This window comes from Microbulbifer sp. ABF4_148, from assembly GCF_056158985.1.
The window spans coordinates 836,787-863,011 of the sequence record NZ_JBSWUI010000001.1 but is presented as its reverse complement, the minus strand read 5'-3'; the positions used below and the strand labels follow the sequence as shown (position 1 = coordinate 863,011).

Genomic DNA, 26,225 nt, shown 5'->3' with positions numbered 1-26,225 from the left:
CTGGCTAGCTTTGTTACGTTTTTGCTTGCAGGATGGCGATAACATTAGATAAGTCCTGTTTGCCAAGATTATGTATACATTTTGCAAACTCTAGACTCGCAAGCCCATTACAATATTTAATGCCTTCGCGCTTGACCTCGATATTGGTGCTCGCGCCCCTCTTTATTAGAAAACTCACTAGCTCTGGTGAGTTAGCTAAGATTGCACCATTTAAGGCTGTGTAGCCTTGGAACTTAGCATTTATATCAGCACCTTCTTCGATAAAGCGATTTATAAGAGCCAATATTTCTTTATTATTGAAACTGTCTAGATCATAGCCTGTGGCTACATAAGGTACAGACGGCGATCCTTCAATTTCTTGATTGGCTAGCGAGTAGCCAGACAACTCTAAATAGGCTTTTGCAACAAAACCCGGTATTTGTTTGTATGAATCTTCGGTAACGATGGCCAGTACAGGGCGAGACGTATCAGCCGCTAAGAAGCTCCATGCGTAAAACACGTAACCAAATATGCATACTGCAAATGTAATGATGATCTTTTTCATGGCTCTATGAAACGTAACGCCGTTTTCAGCGGTGAGCTACGCAGTAGCGAGTCCGATGGAGGCCGCAGGCCGAAATGAACTGGAAAGCTTTGTTATATCTATACGTCATTTCTCTCGCTTCTTGGTTTTAAATAGCGCCAAAATAGTTTCAAGTTCGTACATTGGGTACTCAAATATTCCAGCATAAGCTGGTTCGAATTTTTTCCCTCTCAAAACCACCAATGAAGGATATGAGGCACCATTATATGCATTTTTAATTTGCCCCAATGTATAATGCATAGATCCATCGAGTGGTATTTTGACTATTTTTGGAACTTCGTTTTCGTTGGAAATATGTACTTCTTTAACTTCACAAACGAGTCGAATCAGATTCTTACTTCCTGGACCAGTCATAGCGTCAGGATCGATAACTTCGTTACCTTTACCGTCAATCATATCCACATCTTTTACCAGCACAGTAAGAACATGATGAGATTCCGATACCACCTTCAACATCGAGACTTCAAGTGGTAGAGACGCTAGTGTTAGTGTAGAGGTTAAGAGTAATAATAAAGTAGCTAAATAATATCTCATGGTTCGACTCAAGATATAACGCCCGCGTAAGGCGCGACTAGCGGCGCGCCGCTTTTTTGTTAAATTGTGAGCGCAGCGAACAACAAAAAAGCGAAGCAAAGCTTACGGAGTCGTTCTTCACGCGCTTGTTATAAGGCCGATAGATCAGCGCTCAGCCAAGACGTAGATAGCAAGAATTCCTGCTCAAGCTTGGTAGCTTGTGGGCTGTTACTATCAAATGATAGCGCTTTCAAAATGATGCCCTGCCTACCATCTTCAAGGTGCCGCCAACTCAACACCTCCCAACTATGCTTTTTGGGGAGGCGGTACAGTCTTGATAGCGGCCCCTCATCATCTTCCTCTGTTGTTAGGACTAGCAACTCCGTTAGTGGCCTGCAATGCTCGGACGCCGCACAGCGTCCGTCAAATTCCACACCATAGAACATCACGGTATAGCCCTGAGCATCAAATCTGATAGGTTCGTGAACCTTCACCAAATTACTGAGCATATGGGAAAGCTGATAGTTATCCTCTGGCTTTAATTCCGCCGCGGACGCTGCCCCAAAAAGACAACAAAAGGTAAATATTATGATTTTTCTCATAAGGCCTTATAACGCCGCAATCAGCCGCATTTAAAGCGGAGCGGCTTTTGTGTATAAAATGTGAGCGAAGCGAACATACACAAAAGGTGCATAGCTTTGAATGTCGCGCTGCATTGCCTTGTTAACCTTTGGCGACCAGGGAGTAACTTGCTATCTGAAGTTTATTATCTTTCTTCTCAACAGTGAACAACAGAAATACAGTGTTCTGATTCTCACAATAAACCTCTACAGTTACAAATTTCTTATTTTCTGTCTTCGAATACGATGAATAGAGCACTTACCGCCATCTTCAACGTAACCAAAAATATCCTCAAAGGCCTTAGAATCATTTGGGGAAAACGGCCAAAGTTCACCTGAAATTGTCTTACTAACTAGCTCCTCAGCCTTCCATCGAAAATTATAATCTACGAAAAATAATTCAGTGAAAACCAGTGCCATAATTGACATTGCACACCCCAAGGGTTAACGCCCAGCGCAGGCGCAGCCAGCGCGGAGCGCATTTTGTGTTAATGTTTGAGCGCCAGCGAGTAACACAAAAGGTGCGTAGTGTTGCTGTCGTTCTTCCGCTGTTTGTTATACGTCAGAACCTGATGCCCGCATTGAGGTTGAACAAGAAAACACGGGCCGCGGTTTCACCAGGACTTCCAACAAACTGAAACTTTACTTCAGGGCCAACTGTAAACTTATCGTTAAAAATCAAACCGCCCTTAAAAGATGCCTCAGCCATAGATCTAACTTTATTTGCCTCAATACCGAAATCGGCAGCACCAACTCCAGTCGAGCAACCCAAGTACGCACCTAACCTTTCGTCAATAGCGTAATCTCGAAATAAACGAATCCCAGCCGATAGGGACTTATAGTCGCTCCTATACTCACTGTGAATATCTTTTTTTGGATCAAGCAGAGTTAGATCGAGATAATACAACTTTGAGCGACTGACCCAGCGTACACCCTTTGCTCCCCGGGAATCCAAGTTCAAATGTGAATATGGATTTCCATTAATTTCACTTTCATCTGTATCAGCTTTAATGGTGGCATATGGTCCGTATGAAACAACCAGTTCATTTGCAAAACAAGCATCTGAAACTAAAAAAATCACAAGCGATAGATAGAGTTTTTTCACTATTTTTCCGTATAACGCCGCCAGCAGGGGCAGCTTACCTTGTGCGCATTTTGCGCAAAAATGGGAGCAAAGCGACCTGCGCAAAAGGTGCACAAGGTAAGCTGTCCCGCGGAGGGCCGAAGGCCCGCAGCTTCATTGCCTGGCATTGTTAAGCCTGAACTTTGCCAAAGCTTGGAAGCTCATCCCTGCCGCCTTATGAGGAATAAACTTGGCCTTACTAAGAGCACTTTTTGCCGGCTCAATAAAGACGTTATTGTCTGCCTCTTCAACATGGATATTTTTAACACTTCCATTTCCGTCCACTGCAAATGACATGAGAACGTTACCTTCATATCCTGCATATGCAGCGTTCTTTGGGTACGCGGGCGAAACTTTAACGACAGGCTGCACAGCTCCCAAGAAGACCATTTCTCTAGAAACATCGGGGACATATGCTGACGTACATTGAGCAAGATAGAAACAACACGCAATAACGGCGATTCTTTTGATGATCTTCATAGTTTCCTTGTAAGGCTTAACGCCCAGCGCAGGCGCAGCCAGCGCGGAGCACCTTTTGTGTTAATGTTTGAGCGCCAGCGAGCAACGCAAAAGGTGCGTAGCGTTGGCTGTCGCTCTGCCGCTGCTTGTTATGAGCTGGGCCACCTCGGGCTATCTGCTTCATCGTAAAGCACCCCGAGATTTACACAATCAAGGCGGCCAAATTGAAACTGTAACTCTAACCAATGCTTTTCGTACGATACAGAAACAAATGAACCATAATCTTCAAGTTCAGGCTGCTCCTTCAAAAAATCTGTAACGTAGGCCAAAGCATTTTCTTGTGGTGTGCCAATTATTTTTCGACCGCCTAGGGATATCTCAGGATTATGGATCTCAATCCAGCCTAGGCGATAATCATTCTCCGGCTCAAATGACAGCTCTAAACGTAGTCTATTGAACTGCAGTCTTTTACAACCTTCATCTGTTCGATATGTTTTATCAGGTTGACCTAGCAAAGCTATAGATTCAGCTTCCGCAACCCCAAATTGAATGATGTCTGTTCCAACTCCGGGAATTACTTGCATCTACAATATCCATCTAGGCTCATAACGCCGCAATGTGCGGCCGTAGCGGAAGGCCGAAGGCCTGGAACGGAGGTCCAAGCCCAGCTTGCTGGGCTGTTGCACCATTGCTTTGTTATGAGTGACCAAGCCCTGCTACCCCCACAATAACTGTAATAAATATGACTAGGCAACTGCAGAAGAACCTTTTAAGGAAAAGACTCTTTGAAACCAACAGACTATCACCTGATGCTAAATACGAATTACCAAAGATATATCTTAAGAACGACACATTGTTGGAAGGCGTATTATTTGAGAACAATGTAGGTTGCCCCATTTCCCTATAAGTCTCTGGATGATGCTCTCTGAGATAGGAAAAGTATTTAGAAACAACCACGAACCAAACCGGAACCATACAGAACATGGCTGCCACCAATGGAACTAGAAGTATTGCGATGATCTCGTTCATGCTTTACTCATAACGCCCGCAACAGGGGCGACCAACGCTATGTGTGTTTTGTGCGAAACTGGGAGCGCAGCGACCCGCACAAAACGTGCATGGCGTTGGGCGTCCCGCGGAGGCCCAAAGGGCCGTAGCATTCTGCTTGCGTTTGTTAGATTTAGTCGGAGCAAATTGCATGGTTTACCATACCTAACTCGACATTTGCCCAGCAACCACAGGGATTATTGGATTTAGAGCACTGCCCTACGGCAAAAACATTGCCAGCCTTACTCTCTGAAACCCTACATTCACCCTGGCACTGCGAGCTACTTAAGCACGACTTCCCGGCATCTGTGTAGTCCACAATACACATCTCGTGACCCGACAAGCACACTGGGCGAAACTCTCCACCAACCGACACGCATTGCTCTGCTGTTCCAATTCCATTGTATCTCGCAAGCTGCTCTTGCTTATCTTTGGAAAGCATCCACTGCTTCATAGCAAACAACATCAAGATTACTAGAAGAACAGCTGATATAGACCTGGCCATAGAAATCTAACGCCCACGGCAGGGGCGGATTACCTTATGCGCTTTTTGCGCGAAAATGGGAGCGAAGCGACCGCGCAAAACGTGCTTAAGGTAAGCCGTCCCGCGGAGGCCCAAAGGGCCGGAGCTTCACTGCCCGTGCTTGTTATGTGTTTTAGTAAACTGCAAGCGAGCTACCCTGCTCTATTGCTTCTTCATAATATGGTTGGAATTTAACACCAGACGGACTATTCAGCGACTCTACTTTTAGCTCAGCGCCTCTGAGATCACTGATATATTTAAACCCGTATGGCTCAATTTCCGTACTAGCAAGCTCAAAATTTTCGGTATTGCTCCTCTGTGCAAGCAAGAGGATAGCTTTCAGCTCTTTTCCTTCCTCGGGAAAACGATATTTGTACGAAGACTCGCCGCTGAATACACCTTTAAAACCATAAACAAAAACTTTTTTCACAGCTTCACTCAGTAGAACACATAACGCCGCCGGCAGGGGCAGCTTACCTTGTGCGCATTTTGCGCAAAAATGGGAGCAACGCGACCTGCGCAAAAGGTGCACAAGGTAAGCTGTCCCGCGGAGGGCCACTGGCCCGGAGCAAATTGCCCGGCATTTTTAAGGTACATTGGACAGGTCGAGCTCAAGACTAGATAACAGGTCATCCAGATTTTGGGATACAAAAACTTCCATAGCTAAGCTGTGATCCCAAAGCACAAACTCACCTGAGCTTTTACATAATAGAAAATTACCGTCTAGATCCACCCCGGCAATGGAAGCACTCTTACCCCGCCACCATGGAGCTGCCAATCCCCGCCAATCTTCTTTTCGCAAAAGTAACGCGAACCGAATTTCGCGGCCATTTAGATTTAGCAACCGTATCATGCCCAAGTTGTCGATGGCCTTCGATAGTCGACTCATTTTGGGTACCTTAACGCCCCGCACAGGGGCAGACAAAAAAGCGCAGCGTTTTGGCTATCCCAGCGACCAACGGGAGCGATTGCTGCGGCTTGTTATGTGTTTTCGTTTCGAGCATGCTCTAAAGCCCAGTATGTATTTCTGATGACAGCAGATAAAGCCTGATTTAGATCATTAACCTTAGCTTCATCCTCGAGTTCATATTCGGTGATGAAAAGCTCTTCCACTTCGCATGTAGGGGCGTACTTAAGGTAGAGATTTTCAATTACCGTAGTATCGCCTAACTCAATCATCTTAATCGAGTCACGTGCCTCGGTAGACCATGATTGAAAGCCACGAGAATCAAAGTAGTCCGCAGCGGCTCCGAGGGCGTCAGTTAGCTTCTCAAGCTTGTTCATGATTCACACATAACGCCCAGCGCAGGCGCAGCCAGCGCGGAGCACTTTTTGTGTTAATGTTTGAGCGCCAGCGAGTAACACAAAAAGTGCGTAGCGTTGGCTGTCGCTCTGCCGCTGTTTGTTATGGTTTTTCATTCCTCGAAGCACCAAAGGTAGCGATCCCGATAGTACTTGTACGGATTATCCAACCGCACAATCGGTGGATCTTCGAAGTTATACTGGATTAATGCAACATCGTAGACCCCATGGTTTAGATCTTCTTTGTCAAAATTGCAATTCATTGACTTTCTCTTTCCTTTTGCAATTTTTATATAAAGAACATCACCCATCTCGCTATCATGGGCACTAAAAATGCCGTGCTCAATTTCCATTGTTTGCAAATCAAGATCAGTAAGCTTTGCCCTCTCCGACTCGGAGAAACTGAGTAGCTTTCCATCTACAGTCAGAGAAATATTTTTTAGATCATCATTTTCCGGATCTAGATCTATTTTCACAGACACATTTTTATATGGCTCAGGAAGAACTCCCTCTACATAGACATGATGAGAGTGCAATTTGGTTGTGTCATAAGCAGCTGCAAACATTGGGAAGACAGCGAGCAAAAGTATGAAATTTTTCATGGGCTCTAAGGAACCATAACGCCGCCGGCAAAGGCAGCTTACCTTGTGCGCATTTTGCGCAAAAATGGGAGCGAAGCGACCTGCGCAAAAGGTGCACAAGGTAAGCTGTCCCGCGGAGGGCCGAAGGCCCGGAGCAAATTGCCCGGCCTTGTTAACAGTCTGGGGCCCTAACCGCTACTACAGTAACTTCTACGAGCACATTACCTTCAAGATCCACCCCTAAACATGCGCGCTGTGGCCAGTTGGCTTGATTGTCGCCAATCCAAGAACACCAGGCTTCATCCATTTGCGATTTTTCATGCATTCTTGCAATGAACACCTGGGCCGAAAGGATGTGCTCCTTACTTGAACCAAGCTCTTTCAAATTCTCCGATATTACCGCAAGAGCTTGCCGTGTTTGCTCTTTCGTACCGACATCTGTATTTGGTGAAGTAGCTACGGAGAAAACGAGATCTTTGTATGCAGAAGACTTATTTCTTCCTTTATAAATTCCAGCTACTCGTTCGATCATGGAAATACTCATTGACTGTTAACGCCCGGCTTTGGGGCGGACTTGTAGCTGCGAAGCAGCGGAAAGGCCGTCCCAGCCCCGCAGGGGCGGCAACAGCCGCTTGTTATGTGCGTCCCCACTTGGAGATTATTTCGTCCAACCTCTTCAGAATAAGCTGTCGGTTTACTTCTCTTTTTAAACCTTTTGGCAATCGACTATACCAAACAAAATACCAATGTTTGTACACGTTCGGATCGCGTGTAGAGGGATGAATTTTCTTTGAAAAATATTCTCTCGCCTCACATACTTGATCGATGCCAACGAAAGTAAATGTAAACCCTTTGACCTCTGCAAAGTAAACCCAATTTTTAATTAGGTTGTCCTTAGTTTTCTCAACCGGTACCCCTCCGACATTCACATAAGTCATGAAATCACGATGCTTGGTCGGATCAGAAAGTTCTCGCCAAACCTTGCTCATGTATACAAACCAGATCTATGTATTAAGAAGCACATAACAGTTTATTAAAGAGCCAGTGGCTCATTATCCATTTGGCTACTATTTCTGGAAGACCCCGCGCGAAGCTCAGATAAAAGCCAATATTTACAACAGGTTATAGATTTCGGGTCATTTGGCAACCAGTGATAGTGAGCCAGTGGCTCAAGTCGCCTGATTTCACATGTGGCTCTTGAACACATTTCCTGCCCAATGAAATCAACAGGTTAGAGAAGATTTTCCGTGAATGTGAGCCATGGCTCATTAATTCGGGCTTTTCAATACGGTCTTTGACGGAAGGATACCGTACACAGGCAGCAAAAGAGGCAATTCGGGGAAGCTATTCGTCTGCGACGTCTCGGGGAATCGAGCTGTCCTATCTTGATGTTTACGCAGTGCACGCCAGGCCCACCAATCCATCGCCTTTCAGGGATTTTTCTTAGGCGGCTCATCGCTAGAGTGCAGCCATATAACGGGACATTTAGTCATGCGCTATATCTGCGATTGCACTAAGCGGATAGCAGGTGATTAAAGGGAAAGGTTTTTTCCGGCGCCTTTGACGGCGCCGGATTCCGAGAAGTAACCAGGTGGGGAGGGGAGGCCTTACTCGCCCTCGCCGTTCATACCCAGCTCTTTGAGTTTGCGGGTGAGCGTGTTGCGCCCCCAGCCGAGGAGCTCGGCGGCGTCGCGCTTGCGACCGGCGGTATGTTTGAGGGCGATCTCGATGAGGGCGCGCTCAAATTGCGGCACCGCCTCACTGAGAATTTCGCGACGACCGGTAGCGAGTGCCTGATCCGCCCATAAGCGCAGGGCCTTTTGCCAGTCCTGTGTGGGCGTCGCGCTGGTAGCGGTTTGCTGGTGCAGTTCCTGGGGCAGGTCTTCGACGTGCACTTCGCGGCCGGAGGCCATCACGGTGATCCAGCGGCAGGTATTTTCCAGCTGACGCACGTTACCCGGCCAATCCAGGCCGGACAGGTATTCTTCGGTGTCCTTCAGCAGGATCTTTGGCTCCACCCCCAGGTCCTTGGCCGCACTGTTGAAGAAGTGGCGCACCAGGCGCGGGATGTCTTCACGGCGATCCGCCAGGCGCGGGATGTGGATGCGAATTACGTTGAGGCGATGGAAAAGGTCTTCCCGGAAACGGTGGTCTTCCACCAGTTTTTCCAGGTTCTGGTGCGTAGCGGCAATGATGCGCACATCGACTTTCACCGGGGTGTGGCCACCAACACGATAGAACTCGCCGTCGGCGAGCACACGCAACAGGCGGGTCTGGGTCTCGGCCGGCATATCGCCGATTTCATCCAGGAACAGGGTGCCGCCGTCGGCCTGCTCGAAACGGCCGGCGCGCTGTGCCGTTGCACCGGTGAATGCCCCTTTCTCATGACCAAACAGTTCGGATTCCATCAGGTCTTTGGGAATCGCGGCCATGTTCAGCGCGATAAATGGCTTGTGTTTGCGCGGGCTATGGTTGTGCAGTGCCTGCGCAACCAACTCTTTACCGGTACCGGATTCGCCATTGATCAGTACGGTGATATTGGAATGCGACAAACGGCCGATTGCACGGAAGACTTCCTGCATCGCCGGTGCTTCGCCGATGATTTCTTTATTCGCCGCACCCGTCTCGATACTGGTGGCCTCGGGCCCTTCCTGCTCGTTGGCATGGGCCAGCGCACGGCGGGTTACCGCAACCGCTTCATCGACATCGAAGGGCTTGGGCAGGTATTCAAACGCACCGCCCTGATAGGCCGCCACCGCGCTGTCGAGGTCGGAGTGGGCAGTCATGATAATAATGGGCAGTGCAGGGCGCTCGGCCTGGAAGCGCTGCAGCAGTTTGAAGCCATCGGAACCGGGCATGCGAATATCGCTGATGACGACGTCCGGGGAGTCGCTGTAGAAATCGTCGAGCGCGCGGTCACCGCTCTCGTAGCACTTGGTATCAAAGCCCTCGCGAGAGAGCGCGCGTTCCAGCACCCAGCGAATAGAACGGTCGTCGTCGATAATCCAAACCCGGTTACTCATGTTCATTCTCGTTCTCTGCTTACTCGTGGCTCAGGGGCAAATACACCTGGAAGATGGTTTGCCCTGCGCGACTGTCACACTTAATCAGCCCGCGGTGCTGATTGATGATGTTCTGCGAAATGGACAGGCCGAGACCGGAGCCTTCGGCTCGACCGGAAATCATTGGATAAAAAATTTGCTCGAGGATCTCTTCGTCGATCCCCGGGCCGTTGTCTTCTATTTCTATGCGGCAGACCAGCGGACACTGGCGGCGTCCAATGGTGAACTGGCGCTGCACGCGGGTGCGCAGCGTGAGTTCACCGGCGGCCAGGCCAATACTCTCGTTCAGCGCCTGCATGGCATTGCGGGCAATATTCAGGATTGCCTGAATGAGCTGCTCCCGATCACCCGGCACATCCGGAATCGACGGGTCATAGTCGCGCTGGATTTCCAGCTCGCCGTCGCACTCCACTTCCACCAGTTGCGCCACCCGCTCGGTCACTTCGTGGATATTCAGCGGCTGCACGTTGGCCGGCTGGTGCGGCCCCAACAGCTGGTCCACGAGGTTTCTCAGTCGGTCGGCCTCGTCAATGATGATGTTGGTGTATTCCGCCAGCTCCGGGTCCGGCAGCTCGCGCTGCATTAACTGCGCTGCGCCGCGGATCCCGCCGAGCGGGTTCTTAATTTCGTGGGCCATGCCCCGCACCAGGTTGCGGGTGGTCTCCTGCGCATCGATGAGCGCGTCTTCCCGCGCAATACGCAGCATGCGATCCATGGTCTGCACTTCGAGCAGCAATACGCCCTGCTCCAGCACCGGCGTTACGGAGTAATCAACCGTACTGGTTTCCAGGTTGTGCAATCGCCAGATGGCGCGGCGCACGGTATACCGCTGTCCGTGCTCCAGCGCGGCACGCATGGCCTGCAACGCCTCCTGTGATTCGTACACCACGTCCAGCAGTGGACGCCCCGCGACCCGGGCGTTGGATGCCGACAGCAGGTTCTCCGCAGCCGTATTGAGGTAGCAGAGCGACAGCTCGCCATCCAGCACCAGAACAGCGGATGACAGGTTATCCAGTAGCTGGCGCAACTGGCGGTCATTCAGCATGCGTGTGTATTCCTGAGTTTGTCGCGCCGGGACTGGCGGGCATTCAAACACCCGATGGCCTGTGCCGACGCAGTTCTGTTATGGACAGTGCAAGAAGCAAACCAAAATGGCGCACTGGCGTGATTTCGGTGATCCCGTCGCGGTCCATTCACTGGCACCGCCGGAAAAGGGCACCATTATGGTGCATTGAGTAAAAAATGACCAGCTATGGCGCCTCATTGTCGGGAGCTTTTCGCCGACGGGCGCTGTGTTGGGGCGGGAGGGAAGCGATGAGAAGGTGGCGCAGACGGCTTGTCCGCGCCAACCGGTTCGAAAATGGCGCTATGGTCAGGCTAGCGACGCGGCTGGCGGTTCGGTATCAACCCCTGAGCCGGTGGCGCTTTCGGTGCCTGGGGGGCACGCGGGGCAGCGAAATCGGGTACCAGGGAGGACGGCCGCTTCACGTGCACCGTAATAGTCTGCGAACGGGCCAGCACCTGGCCGTTCATGTCAGTGAGCACCGCGCTGATCTGGTGGCTGCCGCGCTCCAGCGCCGACAAATCGAGGCTGGTGCCGGAGGAGCCGCCCTGCCAGGGCTGGCCATCCACGACGGCAAAGAACTGATGCCCACCAACTGGCAGTGGATTGATGGCCACTTCCAGCACGATAAAGCGCTGTCCCGGCGTAATGGTCGCATCATTGGCCGGGCTGACAATCGAAAAGCTAATGGGCCCCTGCGGTACCGGGCGGGTATCCGCGACCGCCTGCGGAGTTTTGTCTCTGGGGGAGAGCTTGCGCGTGGGCAGCGGCCGGTTGGCCGCCACGCGCTGCACGTTGGTCGGGCCTATCTGAATCTTCTCCACTTTGCCGCTGGCCGGACGCGTATCGCTGAAGGTAACCGTGCCATCCGGATGCACCACCTTGTAGATGGTCGTGCCATTGCTCGGCGGCTCCAGGCGCACAGTGCCGGAATCCCCTGCGCTCACGGCAAAAGAGGCAGCCAGCATCAGAAGCGTGGCGGCGACGGTGATGGCTTTGCAGAATGTCCGCATGGGCGTCCCTCGCAATCGGTGTGACACAAAAGCTGCGGTCATTATTAAGGCTAGCAGGCTGCGAGGGAAGCCCGTGCCAGTTCGGGCCGCCGAACGGCCTGCAACTGTCGACCCAGCGGCCACGCATAAAAAAACCCGCGCCGAGGCGCGGGTTTTTCGCATGTGACTGCTGCGTGTATTTACACGGAGTAGTACATGTCGAACTCGACCGGGTGAGTGGTCATGTTCAGGCGCTCAACTTCTTCGCGCTTCAGCTCGATGTAAGCGTCGATCGCGTCGTCGGAGAATACGCCACCTTCAACCAGGAAGGCACGGTCCGCGTCCAGTGCGTCCAGAGCCTGTTCCAGGCTGGAAGCAACAGTCGGGTACTCGGCCACTTCTTCCGCCGGCAGGTCGTACAGATCCTTGTCGGCTGCGTCGCCAGGATGGATCTTGTTCTTGATGCCGTCGAGGCCAGCCATCAGCATGGCAGCGAACACCAGGTACGGGTTAGCGGTGGGATCCGGGAAGCGCGCTTCAATACGCTTGCCTTTCGGGGAAGGCACGTACGGGATACGGATGGAAGCAGAGCGGTTACGCGCAGAGTAAGCCAGGATAACCGGGGCTTCGAAGCCAGGAACCAGACGCTTGTAGGAGTTGGTAGAAGCGTTAGCGAAGGCATTCAGGGCACGCGCGTGCTTGATGATACCGCCGATGTAGTACAGGGCAGTTTCAGACAGGCCAGCGTAGGCATCACCAGCGAACTGGTTAACACCGTCTTTGCTGAAAGACTGGTGGATGTGCATACCAGAACCGTTGTCGCCTACCAGCGGCTTCGGCATAAAGGTAGCGGTTTTGCCGTAAGCGTGCGCTACGTTGTGTACCGCGTACTTGAGGATCTGCACCTCGTCCGCTTTTTTGGTCAGGGTGTTGGCGCCAACACCAATCTCACACTGGCCGGCAGTACCCACTTCGTGGTGGTGCACTTCAATTTCCAGGCCCATCTGCTCCATGGCGGAACACATGGCAGCACGTACGTCGTGCAGGGAGTCAACCGGAGGTACCGGGAAGTAACCGCCCTTTACGCCCGGACGGTGGCCGATGTTGCCTTCGTTGTAAGCAGCACCGGAGGCCCAGGCCGCTTCCTCAGAGTTGATCTTGTAGAAAGCACCACCCATCTCAGCGCCCCAGGTGATGTCGTCGAATACGAAGAACTCGGGCTCCGGACCGAACAGCGCAGTGTCACCCAGACCGGTAGACTTCAGGTATTCCTCAGCGCGCAGGGCGATGGAACGCGGGTCGCGCTCGTAACCCTGGCCAGTGGACGGCTCAACGATGTTACAACGCAGGATAACGGTGGTTTCGTCGGTGAACGGGTCCAGGAAAGCGGTCTCGTCATCCGGCATCAGGATCATGTCGGATTCGTTGATGCCTTTCCAGCCAGCGATGGAAGAACCGTCAAACATCTTGCCTTCTTCGAAGAACTCGCCATCAACTTCAGAAGTCGGGATGGATACGTGCTGTTCTTTACCTTTGGTATCGGTGAAGCGCAGGTCTACCCATTTGGCCTCACTGTCTTTAATCAAACCAAGCGTTTTCGCTGACATTGCTGTCCTCCAGGTTTCGGGAAGTTATTAGTCGCTGTGTTTCAGGCCGGCTGGCCAATCCCTACGGCGGCTTATTGGTCGTGAGCAAAACTCATGGGCTCATTCGAAGCAAGGAGTGTGCCAAATTGGGGCAACCACGGGGATTAGGCGCCGACCCGCGCGTACCGGGGCCTCTGTGCCCCATATCGGCCAGCCCTGCACAACCGGTGCAAACCGACCAAACGCTAGCGCACCATTATAGTGCCACCAGCACAGCGCGAGCACTTTTGTGGTGCATTTTGTCGCCACGGTGAAATTGGCCCGCGTCTGTTTATAATTCGCGCCTCATTACCAACTTACGGCAGACCCCGGAATTCCATGCATTTTGTCGTCAAATTCTTCCCAGAGATCACCATCAAAAGTAACCCGGTGCGCAAGCGCATGTCGCGCCAGCTGGCGGACAACCTGCGCCACCAGCTGCGCAGGCTGGACGACCGCATCAAGGTGATCAAAGACTGGGAAAAGATCGAAGTGATCGCCCCCGATGCGGTTGCACACCTGTCGGCGCGCATCGAAGAGGTGCTGGCGCATACCCCCGGCATCGCCAACTTCGCCCGCGTGCGCCAGTTCCCGCTGGGTGACCTGCACGATATGTATGAAAAAACCTATTCGGTGTGGGGCGACAAGCTGGACGGCAAGACCTTCTGTGTACGGGTCAAGCGCAGCGGCAAGCACGACTTCCAGTCGCTGGATGTCGAGCAGTACGTGGGCGGTGGTCTCAACAAGAATACCGGCGCGGCGGGAGTGAAGCTGAAACACCCCGACATCACGGTGCGCCTCGAGGTGCGCCACGACAAACTCAACGTGGTGGAGGAAACCCACCAGGGCCTCGGCGGCTTCCCGCTGGGCACCCAGGATGCGGTGCTGTCACTGATCTCCGGCGGCTTCGACTCCACCGTCTCCAGCTACCTGACCATGAAGCGCGGGATTCGCACCCACTTCCTGTTCTTCAACCTGGGTGGCCGCCAGCATGAGCTCGGCGTGAAAGAAGTCGCTTATTACCTGTGGAACAAGTTTGGCTCGTCGCACCGGGTGTGCTTCGTCACGGTACCGTTCGACGAGGTCGTGGCAGAGATTCTCGAGCGGGTCGACGATTCGCAGATGGGTGTGATCCTCAAGCGCATGATGCTGCGCGCCGCCACCGCCATTGCCGCGGAGCTGGAGGTGGATGCCGTGGTGACCGGCGAGGCTATCGCCCAGGTCTCCAGCCAGACCCTGCGCAACCTGAAAGTAATCGACAGCGTGACCGAAACCCTGGTGTTGCGTCCTCTGATTACCAGTGACAAGAACGACATCATCAGTACCGCCCGCGAGATCGGTACCGAAGAGTTTGCTGCAGCCATGCCGGAGTACTGCGGGGTCATTTCGGTGAAGCCCACCACCCGTGCCCGCTTTGAAAAAATCGAGAGCGAGGAACAGCGCTTCGACTTCGCCATCCTCGATCGCGCCGTCGCTAACCGCGTGCGGCAGAACATTGACGAGGTGATCGAGGAAGTCGATGGCGAGGCGCCGGAAGTACAGATTCTGGCGGAAGCCGGCGATGCCATCGTGCTGGATATCCGCCATCCGGATGAAGAGGATGTGGATCCGCTGGAAATTGACGGTACTGAAGTGGAGCACATCCCCTTCTATCGACTCAATCGGGAATTTGCCAAGCTCGACCAGGACAAACAGTATCTGCTGTACTGTTCCCGTGGGGTCATGAGCCGCCTGCATGCCTCACACCTGCTGGACGATGGCTACGGCAATGTCGGCGTGTATCGCCCGGAGATTCCCCACCGCACCAAGTAACGGTGCAGCACCCCCAATAACGCGGTGTGGCCACCAAATAAAAAGGCCCGGTATCCATACCGGGCCTGCTGGGGGATGCCCATGGCCAGGCTGGCCACAGGACTTTTGATCAGCCGCTCGCGATCAGCGGCCAACGATCAAGGCGTATCGATAAAGAACAGGTCGTAGAGCGGACCGGACCACTGGGGTCCGTAAAACGTGACCTGCGCCCCGGGTCCTTTCGGCCCCTGCGGTACATCACCATCCTTGCAGTCTTCCGTATCTTTACCCTCGTCACAGGGATCTTCCTTGAAGATAAAGGGGAACAGCCAGTCCTTGCCGCGCACCGCTGTTTCGATCGGGACAAACTGCCAGTTCTTTACCGCCGCGAGTACCGGCTCGGCGTAGACCAGAACCTCCTCCGAGGTCTGGTCTTTCAATGCCACACCGGAAACACTGCCATCCTTCTCAATATTGAAGGAAACCAGCAGCGCACCTTCCAGCTTGTCTTCGAACGCCTTTTCGATGTTTTCGTTATCGGAAAAATCGGGGCGCTCGTAATACCAGAACTGGATACCCGCTTCGCGCAGTTCGCTCTGCCGCTCCATGCGCACAGCGTTCTTGTAGGCATTGATACATTGGGACTCCAGGTCATAGCGGCTGCAGTCGGGACGCTGCCAATCAAGCGCCAGGGATTGACCGGCACCGAGCAGCGCGATTGCACCAAACAATGCCTTAACCACGCGGCACCCCCTTGAAGTATTCATACTCCAGGCCATCTTCCCCTGCGGGGATACATTGGTCTGAGGGCGGATCCATCGGCTTGCGATCACCAATGTGGCGATCCATAAAGTCGATCATGCGACAGTAGATCTCGAGGCGACTTTCGGTCTCGCGCGCGCCATGGCCAGCACGGGGAGCCACCAGTGTTTCGAGGCGATGATCCTGATTCATCAGTGCCGCTCGCATATCAATGTAGTGATCCCAGTGCGCGCGAACATCCCGTGCACCCTGCACCAGAAATACCGGCGCCTTGATGCGATCCACATGAGGCGTGGAAGACTGCGTACGACGTTTTTCTTCAGTCGCACCCAACGCTTCGGTCATGTAGTCGATACCCGCTTTACGCAGTCCGACATCACCGGACTTCATCATGGTATTGAGGTCATACACGCCCACATAGCCGATACCGCACTGATACAGGTCCGGTTCTTTCACCAGCCCCATCAGTGTCGCGTAACCACCATAGGATGCGCCGTACATGCAAATACGGTCCCGGTCGGCGATCCCAGAATTGATCGCCCAGTAGGTTGCATCGGTCAGGTCGTCCTGCATCTCCAGGCCCCAGTGACCATACCAGTCGTACATAAAGTCGCGACCATAGCCACCGGAACCGCGATAGTTAATATGCATGACCGCGTAACCGGCATTGGCAAACAGGATGCGCTCCTTGTTGTAGCCCCAGTAATCCCGTGGGCCATGGGGGCCACCATGGGGCAGGACGATCAGCGGCAGGTTTTTCGCGGGCTTGTTCACCGGCAGGGTGATGTACCCGTTGATCTCCATACCATCGCGTGCGCTGAAGCGGAACGGATGGGTAGCGGGCACATCCGCACGATCGATCCAGTCACCCTGATTTGCCAGGAACTTCAGCGCCCCGTCAAACTGGTTGTACAGGTAGTACTTGCCCGGGTGACGGTCGTCACGCACATGAATTACCCACTCGTTGCCATCCTTGGTCCGGTTGACGATCTGGATGTAATGATTGGGGAAAGTCCCCTGCATCCGCTTGTGGGTCTTGGCATAGTGATTGTCCTCGTCGAGGTACACCACTTCGGGGTAGTCGTAATTGATCACGGCGCCCCATGGGAACCCATCGTCATCCGTCAGTACCCGATCGTAATCCACCTTGGGGTGACGGTAGATCAGCTTCTTCTCGCCGCTCTCAACATTGACCGTGTATAGCCCCTTGGTAGATGCTTCCACCGTATCGGTGTACCACAACCAGTTTTCGTCCTTGCTCCAGCCGACGGGTGTAAACACACCCTTGGACTGGTCATACACCTGCTCGTCCCAGTCACCGCGGGTATTCTTGCTGGCAACCACGGTGTGCTTGAAGCTCGACGGCAGGCCGCCAACCCAATGGGTGATTTCCTTGTCTTTGTTGAAAATCGGTCGGCCCATACGGATCGGTGAGCGGGCTATACGGGTGGTTTTACCGGTATAGATGTTCATCTTGTACACGTACAGATGCGGGAACTTGGTCGAGCTACCGGACGGAAAAACCATCACGCGATAGTGTTCGTCATCGATACGACCGGCAAGGCTGCCGCCCTCGGCACCACCGTAATCGTGGGTGCCCTGCCAGATGATGTCCTTGCGGCTGCCATCGATGTTCATGCCCGCAATACCGCCACTGCCAACCCCTTCCGAAGTGGCGGACTTGAAACTGAAGCTGAATAGCACCCGCTCGTTGTTGGCCCAGCGCATTCCGCTGATGCCTACAGTGCCTTTCAGCTGCAGGATCGACTTCACTTCCATGGTCTTGCGATCGATGATCACACCATCGACCAGCCCATCCTCACGCACCTTGCCGGCAGCAAAATGCTTGCCATCCGGTGAGATACGGATATTGGTGTATGGGGACGGTCGAAACAGGTCCTCATAGGGCACCGGATAGTCCGTCATATGCGAAAAAGGTTTGGCTTTCTCTGCGTCCGCTTCGGCGCTTGCAGAAACTCCACAAGCTGACATGGCTACGGCCAGCAGAGGGGCCAGCATCGCTTTTGTCATTTTCATTGTTTTACTCCTGTGGCCGACCCCAACGCGAGCGGGGCCGACCGGCACATCAAGAGAGTGTTAGTTACTCATGAAATAACTGAAGGAGAAGTTCACGCTGCGGCCCAGCGGACTCTGCAGGTGGCTCCAGTAGTAAGGCCAACGCGGGTTGGTCTCGTCCGTCGTGGGCATGGCATTCGTCAGGTTCTGAATGGCCACACCAACACTGAGACGTGCGTCGACACGATAGTTCGCAGTCAGGTTCGCGGTGTAATGCGGTTCCAACTTCTTGGTACCGACAAAATTGTCCACACTACCCTGGCGCTGAATGAACAGACCGGCACCGACGGATTTGAAACCGCTCAGCGGATTGCTCCAGCTGAAACCGACACCGCTGCGCGTGGCAGGCAGTGACTGGCCCGGCAGCCCCTGGCGCAGATCGAACACCTCATCGCCGGCAAACTGCTGCCACTCGTGCTTGAGGGTGTTGACGTAGCTCATGCCAACGCCGAAGTTACCGAATTTTTCCGATTCAAATCCGGCCGACATCCGCACGTCGACACCTTCCATCTCTCGGTATTGCTGGTTCTGCGGCTCGATGATCAGGCGTTCAACGCGGCCGGACTCATCGCGGATCACCCGATCGAACACGTCCTGACAGAAGCGACTACCGGATGGCAATCCACCGGTGGCACACTGCCATTCGTTGGTCATCAGGCCATACGCACTCTCGGTCAGCACCAGGTCGTCGAGACGCACCTGATACCAGTCGACGGACATGTTGACGTTGTTGAGCGGGGTGAATACCACACCAAAGCCAATGTCCTTACCCTTTTCCTCGAGCAAGTCATCACTGCCGCGGCGCGTGGAAATCACTGAGTAGGACGGACAGCTACCGGTGAAGTTTTCTCCATCGAAGCAGTCAGCACCCAGTAGATCGGTTACCCCGAGGAAACCTGTGGACTCACCGTAAATATTGAACATATCCGGTGCGCGGAAAGTCTGCGCCCAGTGGCCGCGAAGCTTCAGCATGTCGAACGGCTGGTACATAAACTTCGCAGTGGACGTGTTCCGGCCACCGATCGCACTGCTATCGTCATAACGGTCAAAGCGCGTCGCAAGGGTAATTTCCAGATCCTCGAAAACCGGGACCAGGAACTCTGCGCCCACAGCCATGCGATTACGGGTACCACTGGCTTCGATCGCGCCGACGTTCAGCCAGCCGTTACCGTTCAGATCGAGCGAGCGCTCGTCCGGGTCGATCCCGGTACTCTGGCTGGCCCAGTCTGCCACGATGGCCATGGTGACCGGGTTGTACAGCACGCCGAAATCGCCGATCTCGCCAACCACTTTCGCCGTCAGTGCCTCGGCACTGGAGTCGGCAAACGTGACTGCCTGCCCCAGCAGGCTATCGCGATCTTCCTCGGCATTGCGGAACACATTGTTCACCAAACCGTTTTCAAAGAAGCGATCACTGACCTGATAGATATTGGGCGCCAGCTCCACGTAGTCGGCACCCTCAAAAATCCAGTCACGGGTAACGTCTGCACGCAGGGCGGCAAAGGTCTGCGCCATTTTGAAACGCGCCTTGGAGTAACCCAAGTCCCAGTTCCAGGTACTGGCACCCAGCTCGATATCCCCCTGCAGGCCGAGCATGACGGTCCACATTTCCTGGTCGTAGGTGGAGTCGGTATAACCGAGGTCCGGACCAAAAGAGCGGTAGATAGACGCTGCCTTGGTAAAGTCCTCGTTATAGACCGCACCATTCCAGCGGTTTGCCGGAACAGAGCTCTTCACTTCCTGCTTGGACGACAGGATGGTCGCAAAGCCACTGATGTTATCGGTGATCTGGTAACGGCCATCGACAAACAGCGAGGTACGATCGAACTCTCCCGACATGGAGATGCCGCGGGAGGTGTCGAAGTTACAGATGCGCTTGCCGTCCTCGCCAAAGGATTCGGAACTCAGCATGCGCTCCGACTCACAGTCATAACCGGCGGGTGATACCGGGCCATTCGTCGAGGCGTCGGTCAGGTCCTGACGAATCACATTGATGCCACTTGTGACGAACTTTCGGTCGTCCAGGTAGCTTACCTGATCTGCGGTCACCGGCTCGGTTGTGAGCTTCTCCAGGGAAAAAGTCACCGAGCCGCGATCAAACGAGGTGCCCGTGATAAAGGATGTCTGGTTAACCAGACCATAACCTTCCTCGAATACGCCGGTGGTGCTGGTGAGCATGGTTTGCTCCATGTCGCGCTTGGTGATCAGGTTGATCACACCACCGACAGCATCTGAACCATAAATGGCAGAGGCACTGCCACTCAGCACTTCCACACGCGCCAACGCAGATGCGGGAATGGTTCCCAGGTCAACACCGTTTTGCTCGCCACCAAACGGCAGCGGATAGTCGGCAATCCGGCGGCCATTCACCAGTACCAGTGTGCGGCCTGCGCCGAGCCCGCGCAGGTTGGCCTCGCTGGCGCCCACGGTAAAGCCGGACAAAAGGTTGCCGGATTCGCCTTCACGATAGCCGGTGTTCTCGGACAAGGAGTCGATGACATCTGCCACCGTCATGAGGCCCTTGGCCTTCATCTCTTCCTCATCGATGACCGTCATGGGGTCGGGGCCATCAAACGAAGTGCGCGGAATCAATGATCCGGTGACTTCAATGGTCTCGACGTCCTTGTTGACTGGAAGAATCACAAGCTCGTCTTCGGAAGCCTGGCCTGCCTCTGATGATTGCTCCTGAGCGCTTTCTTCCTTCTGCTCAGCAGAGTCTTCCTGTGCCGATAGCGGCATCGCGGCCGCCAGGCCCCAGACTGCCGCCACGACACAGATGGAAAGCTTATTTTTCTCAAACATAATCTTTTCCTGTGGGCTTTGTAGCCCAAATGAAAATCTTCGACTTGGGGGGCGACGCGTCGCCCCCCTGCCAACGGGGTTTACAGGCTGCGAGAAACCGTGAAGTGGCCGCTAATGCCATTCTTGTCTACGTCGCCGCTGTGAACGCCGAGGCCGCCTTTTACGCTCCAGGCCTTGTATTGGCCGTCGACGCCGAAGTCGATTTGCATACCGCTGCCGGACACATCACTGCCGAAGGACACACCATTGGAGTGCAGGTCGTGATTGTTGGCGTTGGTCAGATCAACCGCAGAGAAGGTCGCGTAAGGCACAACAAAGCCATCCTTCACCTTGAAGGATTTGCTCAGGTTCAGCCCGAGGCGCGCCTGCTTGGAATTGCCCAGGTCGTAGGCGTAGTTAAAGGCACCGTCAGAAGAGGTGAATGCGTCCATCTCGACTTTCACATCGCTCCACTGCGCAAATGGCGTCAGCGCAATGCCAGACTCGGTTGCGTAGGTCCAGCCAGCTTCGAGGCTGAAACCGTGCGCATTACCGGAGGTCATGCCACTGGAGTTGTAGGCATTAATGCCCGCGTCAAAGTCGATGCTCTGGTACATGGCACTCGCGTAGAAATCGGCCATGCTCCAGCTACCGCTGATGGCAAGGGTTTCCGCTTCCAGCGACGCGTTGGACTGCTGCTCAACCTGGTTGCTTTCCGCAGAACCCATGCCGACCATTGGGGTGACCGTGAACCAGCTATCGCCGAGCTTGGCGGCATAGGTTGCCCCCAGGGTGGTGCCGTTCAGCAACTGGGTATAACCCATGGCCTGTTCTGCGAGGTCACCCTGGCTGTCCACATCGCTGTCGCTATGGAAACCATTGGTCCAGACTTCCAAGCCGGCGACACGGGTTTCTGCGGCGTTTGCCGCACGCTCGCTGTCCTGGAAGGAGGAAGCAGAACGCAACCACAGGCCTTCTGCCAGGTGGGAAACGGTCGCGGCCGCAGTACCCAGGTGGGACAGGCCGGCGGTGTAGGAGATAGACCATTCCCCTTCGCCATTATCCTGCAGCTCTGCGGTCAGGATGGTGTCCGCAAACTCGCCGCCGATACCGGTCAGCACCACGTTCGCCACGTCGACCTCTCCGTTGACCGTCAATACGGCATCGGTAGTGACGGTGCCCTTGCCCTGGTTCACCACATTCATGGCAACGCCCAGGCTGGACGGTACGGTATCGCCTTCGGCATTTACCTGGTCTGCAGCGGTCAGATCCCCGTTAATGGTGACACTGTCGCTGCCCATGGAGCTCACGTCGACCAGGAACAAGCCGTTGCGGCCCTGGATGGAGGTGAAGTTCACATCACCGTTGATGGTCAGGCTATCACCGGTTTCTCCATTGATACTGTTGATGGTGACATAGCTGTCCTGGACAGAAAGGTTGTCCATGCTGCTACCCGCGTCACCCAATTCGATGGTGCTTTCGCCGGAGAAAATAATATCGCCGAACACGTTGTAGAAACGGTTAACACCGGCACCCAGGTCAATGGCGGCGTCGCGCAGAATGGTGCGGCCTGCCGCAACGGCAAGACCGTCTTCGTCAGTCTGCACTGCGTTGTACAGCAGGTCATCGCCAGCACCCATGCTGATCGAGCCATCGATGGTGCCAGTGTTGATGATCATCGCTGCATAATCAGAGGTGGACTCCACGGCGAGACCATTCTCACCGCCAACGATGGTGCCTTCGTTAATCACATAGCCGACACGCTGGCCAACAACTTCTCCGCTCTCGTCAACAACGTTGATCACGCCGGATGACAGGCGTACCGCTGTGGAGTTATCACCGGCAACGATGGTGCCGGTGTTGATCACGCGTGCATTCACCGCGAAGGCATCGACACCGATAGAGTCTTCACCAACAGTGACCTCACCAGAGTTGTACGCAACAGAGTAGAGCGTACCCATGGCCTGCATACCGGTTGCACGATCACCGGTGGTGACAATGCCCTGGTTTGCAGCGGTGCTGAAATAACCGCGGGAAACCATGCCAGCGGCATCATCCTGAACGGTAATGCTGCCTTCTTCGTTTTGCACTGCGTAGGCAATGGCTGCTTCGGAGAACATGCCAGCAACTTCATTGCCACCATTGATTTCACCGGAGTTCACCAGCACCGACTGGAAGCCAGTGCCCTGTATGGTCTTCATCCCCGCAGCGACACTCACGTAGCTGCGGTCATACATGTTGCCACTACCGATATTGATGGTACCGGTGTTGTGGCCGTATACCACGTAGCCATTCAATGCCATCCCGGTGGAGTGATCGCCAGTGGTAATCACGCCCTCGTTGACCGCAACCGCGGTACCGATGTGGTTAAACTCCTCCGTCATCAACACGCCATTGGTGAAGACATTGGACACCACCATGCCGTAGGAATGGTTGCCGGAGGTGATATTGCCGCTGTTTTGGGCCATTGCATAGGCATCAAAACCGCCGGCGGTGACAGACACCAAACCAGAGCTGAGCGCACCGTGGTTATTCTCACGGGCCTCGAAGTCGTCGGCATAAATGACGTGGCCATCACCAACGGTGATGTTGCCTTCGTTCACAACATAAGAAGAGCCATGCCAGGTGTAGGACACCATGCCCTGCGCCATATCTCCGCCAGTAATGTCACCGGTATTCAACATGAAGTGGTCGGAGAAACCTTCCATGCCCCAGTTGTCGGCTTCGATGGCTGTGCTGTGGTTGGTGACAGCACTATAGGTACCCGCAGCAGCAAAGTGGCCACCATCACCCACGGTGACGGAACCATGGTTTTCCACAACGACGGTTCCGTAGCGGGTAGAAACGTCGATGCCGTTGGCGAAGTCAGACAGCTCGATATCACCGTTGTTGATGATGCTGACGGTATCCAGTTCGATGCGCTCGTCGATCTCGACGTCCACACCCAGGTGATCGATGACACCCTGGCCATACTGGGTCCACTTCACATCAGAATTGGCCATATTTGCGCCGAGCGCCGATACACGAATACCAAAGCTGTGTGCCGCGCGCGCTTCGACTGCACCAGCCTCGTTGTACTCGGTGAGTTCACCCGTATCGGTCATTGCCATGATGGCGCCGTTGTTGACCACGTTGGTGTCGCCGCTGTGGATACCACCGTAAGTGGCTGCGACATCTGCGTCGGCGCCGGCGCCTACCAGCTCCACCGAGTCTGTGTTCGCACCCGGCATCGCGGTAACGCTGATCCCGGTTCCGCCCGCCGCGTGCAGGTTGATGCTGCCGCTGTTGTCGATGTTGGTTTCGCCGGTGCCGCCACTGAAGATACCGGTTCCACGCACACCAATATCGATGTTGCCGGCATTGTAAACGGTGGTATCGCCCAACCCGACCGCCGCAATACCGGTACCGAAGGCCGCTTCGGACACATTGATATCGCCGCTATTGGAAATGGTGATATCACCCTGGTCGTCAAAGTAACCGCGTGCTTCGATGGTATTGGTCTCGAGGAAGTGCTTGGTGTCGACTTCCGCCGCGTATTTACCAACACCCGGCACAAACTTGTTGATGGTCTGGGTGTAGTAGAGACCGTACTGGTTAAAGTCGTCCTCGCCCGCGCGCGGTGCACCTTCGCCCTCGGTGTAATAGACGGTCTCGCGACTTTGCAATTCGGGGTCATCAATCTGGGTAACAAGTCCCGCAGTGGTATCTGCAACGATACCGTTGCCACCGGTACCTTCAGCGATAGTGATATCACCGGAGTTGCTGATCTCGATGCTGTTACCCGAGGGGTTTTCTGCGCGAATACCTTCGGAACCTGCACCCAGGTTCATATTGCCCGCGTTTTCAATCACGATGTCAGTATCGGAACCGTCCGCGGTCAGTACATCCACGTTGTAGATGTTGGTGGTGTGGGTGTAGGTCGTCTCGGCGCCAAAGCGACCGGGATTCACCTGCAGCGCTTCGCTCACCACGGAATATTCCGTCATCAATTCCGTCTGGACTTCAGCTGAGGCATGAATACCCACGGAGTTGGCGCCGGCGTTGATGTCACCAGTATTGGAAACGGCGATGTCGCCATCCACGGTGGACACATCGATAGCCTTGGTAATATCGCCACCGATGAAGTTGCCTTCGTTGTTGATAACAACGTTGCCGCTATTGCTGTGGGCATCGATACCAACGGCATAAGCGATGGAGGTGTGTACATCATCCTCAATAATAAACAGCTGGTGCTTGCCACCGAAGAAACGCGTGTCCTTGACGCCGTCACCGTCCGTGTCGACATCCCAGAAGTTGCCGCCACCGTGCAGCTCGCGGTATTCAGAAACATAAGTGACGGACGCACCGTTGCCCACGGTGATATCGCCGGTATTGTTTACGGTGACATCACCCGCGTCGGCCTCTGCCGAAACAGCCGCGACGTCTTCCAGGGCGATCTCGCCAACGTCCGCAACCAGGATTTCCAGGGTTTCTTCCGGACCCGGCTTCGCGCTTACGTCGACAACATTCGGGTCGAGGCCGAGATAAGTTTCGATATCATCGACAGAGACTTCCTGACCGAAATCGGTGCGATCGCCAATTAGCGTGCGGCCGTCCGTATCCAGGGACTGCATTCCGGTAATGTAGTAACCGGAGTAGTTACCGTTTGAGCCGGTAATCCGCGTACCCATATTGTCGAACGTGACATAGTGGCTCGGATCAATGGCGATACCATCTTCGCCCGACATGGTGATATCGGCGTTGTTGGAAATAGTCACTGAACCCTGTGCAGCAGTTTCGCCCGCGGCCGGGGTGACAGAGCTGACGGCAATACCAGAAGCTGTGCTGCCCTCGGTGACAACCACGGTAACATCGCCAGCGACCACGGACGCTTCCATCGTGGTCGGATCAACAACGGTGGTATCAACAACGTCGTAGCGAATGGTTTCGTCAAAGTTACCGGCACAAGTGACACTGTCACCGGCCATCGGCATTCCAATTTGACCTGGCTCGCAGGCGATTTCTGCCGCTGCTGCGTAGCCCGGAGTGCCTACCGCAATGGCGGTGGCGGCTGCCGAGGTAAAGAGTGCTTTGCGAACCGCTGACGTCAGCTGGCTCTGGGCACTGGGAAAGCCTTGATTTACGGCCATAGGAAATCTCCCTAAGAGAGTTGGTTTTGCGTTCAATCGCTGTTATTAAAAATTCCGACCGATGCATGGAACCATGAGGCGAATCCAACAAGCCAAGGCTTTCGGGTAACAGTTTGTAGCGTTCGGGAGCGGATCTTCAGCAAGGACTCAGGAAGGAAATGGGAGGCAACCCCCCGGCCTGAAAAAAGATGAC

General features: G+C 54.1%; 19 protein-coding genes. 1 reads left to right on the top strand and 18 read right to left on the bottom strand.

Features of this window, described 5'->3' with window-relative positions; translation table 11 throughout:
• Positions 1 to 13: 13 nt before the first annotated feature.
• The 14 genes from ACXAD0_RS03745 to glnA all read right to left on the bottom strand — a co-directional run bounded on the left by ACXAD0_RS03745 (position 14) and on the right by glnA (position 13,475).
• The gene (locus ACXAD0_RS03745) at positions 14 to 544 is read right to left on the bottom strand and encodes a hypothetical protein (protein WP_475087010.1); all 531 of its coding nucleotides are present in this window, start codon (positions 542 to 544) and stop codon (positions 14 to 16) included.
• Positions 545 to 649: 105 nt separating this feature from the next.
• The gene (locus ACXAD0_RS03740) at positions 650 to 1,039 is read right to left on the bottom strand and encodes a hypothetical protein (RefSeq protein ID WP_475087009.1); all 390 of its coding nucleotides are present in this window, start codon (positions 1,037 to 1,039) and stop codon (positions 650 to 652) included.
• A 1,239-nt stretch (positions 1,040 to 2,278) separates the two neighbouring features.
• Positions 2,279 to 2,821 (bottom strand): hypothetical protein, encoded by a 543-nt coding sequence (locus ACXAD0_RS03735; protein WP_475087008.1) that lies wholly within the window; start codon positions 2,819 to 2,821, stop codon positions 2,279 to 2,281.
• 132 nt (positions 2,822 to 2,953) lie between these two features.
• A complete protein-coding gene (locus tag ACXAD0_RS03730) occupies positions 2,954 to 3,319 on the bottom strand; it encodes a TonB family protein (RefSeq protein WP_475087007.1) in 366 nt (121 codons plus the stop codon).
• Positions 3,320 to 3,447: 128 nt separating this feature from the next.
• Positions 3,448 to 3,882 carry a hypothetical protein gene (locus tag ACXAD0_RS03725; protein ID WP_475087006.1) on the bottom strand — a complete coding sequence of 145 codons (435 nt, stop codon included), beginning with the start codon at positions 3,880 to 3,882 and terminating at the stop codon, positions 3,448 to 3,450.
• A gap of 1,119 nt (positions 3,883 to 5,001) precedes the next feature.
• Positions 5,002 to 5,298 carry a hypothetical protein gene (locus tag ACXAD0_RS03720; RefSeq protein WP_475087005.1) on the bottom strand — a complete coding sequence of 99 codons (297 nt, stop codon included), beginning with the start codon at positions 5,296 to 5,298 and terminating at the stop codon, positions 5,002 to 5,004.
• A gap of 551 nt (positions 5,299 to 5,849) precedes the next feature.
• Positions 5,850 to 6,152: a hypothetical protein gene (locus tag ACXAD0_RS03715; protein ID WP_475087004.1), complete on the bottom strand. Its 303-nt coding sequence runs from the start codon at positions 6,150 to 6,152 to the stop codon at positions 5,850 to 5,852.
• A 131-nt stretch (positions 6,153 to 6,283) separates the two neighbouring features.
• A complete protein-coding gene (locus ACXAD0_RS03710; protein WP_475087003.1) occupies positions 6,284 to 6,772 on the bottom strand; it encodes a hypothetical protein in 489 nt (162 codons plus the stop codon).
• 151 nt (positions 6,773 to 6,923) lie between these two features.
• Positions 6,924 to 7,283, bottom strand: coding sequence for a Rid family hydrolase (locus ACXAD0_RS03705; protein WP_475087002.1), 360 nt, complete (start codon positions 7,281 to 7,283; stop codon positions 6,924 to 6,926).
• 103 nt (positions 7,284 to 7,386) lie between these two features.
• On the bottom strand, positions 7,387 to 7,740 hold the full coding sequence (locus ACXAD0_RS03700) for a hypothetical protein (RefSeq protein ID WP_475087001.1): 354 nt from the start codon (positions 7,738 to 7,740) through the stop codon (positions 7,387 to 7,389).
• Between the two features lie 618 nt (positions 7,741 to 8,358).
• On the bottom strand, positions 8,359 to 9,780 hold the full coding sequence (gene glnG / locus ACXAD0_RS03695; protein ID WP_475087000.1) for a nitrogen regulation protein NR(I): 1,422 nt from the start codon (positions 9,778 to 9,780) through the stop codon (positions 8,359 to 8,361).
• A 13-nt stretch (positions 9,781 to 9,793) separates the two neighbouring features.
• On the bottom strand, positions 9,794 to 10,858 hold the full coding sequence (gene glnL / locus ACXAD0_RS03690) for a nitrogen regulation protein NR(II) (RefSeq protein ID WP_475086999.1): 1,065 nt from the start codon (positions 10,856 to 10,858) through the stop codon (positions 9,794 to 9,796).
• Between the two features lie 332 nt (positions 10,859 to 11,190).
• On the bottom strand, positions 11,191 to 11,889 hold the full coding sequence (locus ACXAD0_RS03685) for a DUF4124 domain-containing protein (protein WP_475086998.1): 699 nt from the start codon (positions 11,887 to 11,889) through the stop codon (positions 11,191 to 11,193).
• A gap of 179 nt (positions 11,890 to 12,068) precedes the next feature.
• Entirely contained in the window at positions 12,069 to 13,475 is a 1,407-nt protein-coding gene (glnA, locus tag ACXAD0_RS03680; RefSeq protein WP_475086997.1) for a glutamate--ammonia ligase, read from the bottom strand.
• Between the two features lie 357 nt (positions 13,476 to 13,832).
• Here glnA and thiI point away from each other — a divergent pair, with 357 nt between their 5' ends.
• Positions 13,833 to 15,305 carry a tRNA uracil 4-sulfurtransferase ThiI gene (thiI, locus tag ACXAD0_RS03675; protein WP_475086996.1) on the top strand — a complete coding sequence of 491 codons (1,473 nt, stop codon included), beginning with the start codon at positions 13,833 to 13,835 and terminating at the stop codon, positions 15,303 to 15,305.
• A 137-nt stretch (positions 15,306 to 15,442) separates the two neighbouring features.
• Here the strand turns inward: thiI and ACXAD0_RS03670 are convergent, their stop codons facing one another.
• The 4 genes from ACXAD0_RS03670 to ACXAD0_RS03655 form a co-directional block, all read right to left on the bottom strand.
• Positions 15,443 to 16,027: an energy transducer TonB gene (locus ACXAD0_RS03670; RefSeq protein ID WP_475086995.1), complete on the bottom strand. Its 585-nt coding sequence runs from the start codon at positions 16,025 to 16,027 to the stop codon at positions 15,443 to 15,445.
• Complete coding sequence (locus ACXAD0_RS03665; protein ID WP_475086994.1) at positions 16,020 to 18,083, bottom strand: alpha/beta hydrolase family protein; 2,064 nt, start codon at positions 18,081 to 18,083, stop codon at positions 16,020 to 16,022. The genes ACXAD0_RS03670 and ACXAD0_RS03665 overlap by 8 nt, the downstream gene beginning before the upstream one ends.
• Before the next feature lie 60 nt (positions 18,084 to 18,143).
• Positions 18,144 to 20,924, bottom strand: coding sequence for a TonB-dependent receptor domain-containing protein (locus ACXAD0_RS03660; protein ID WP_475086993.1), 2,781 nt, complete (start codon positions 20,922 to 20,924; stop codon positions 18,144 to 18,146).
• An 80-nt stretch (positions 20,925 to 21,004) separates the two neighbouring features.
• Positions 21,005 to 26,032, bottom strand: a complete 5,028-nt coding sequence (locus tag ACXAD0_RS03655) for a hypothetical protein (RefSeq protein ID WP_475086992.1) — start codon at positions 26,030 to 26,032, stop codon at positions 21,005 to 21,007.
• Positions 26,033 to 26,225 lie beyond the last annotated feature (193 nt).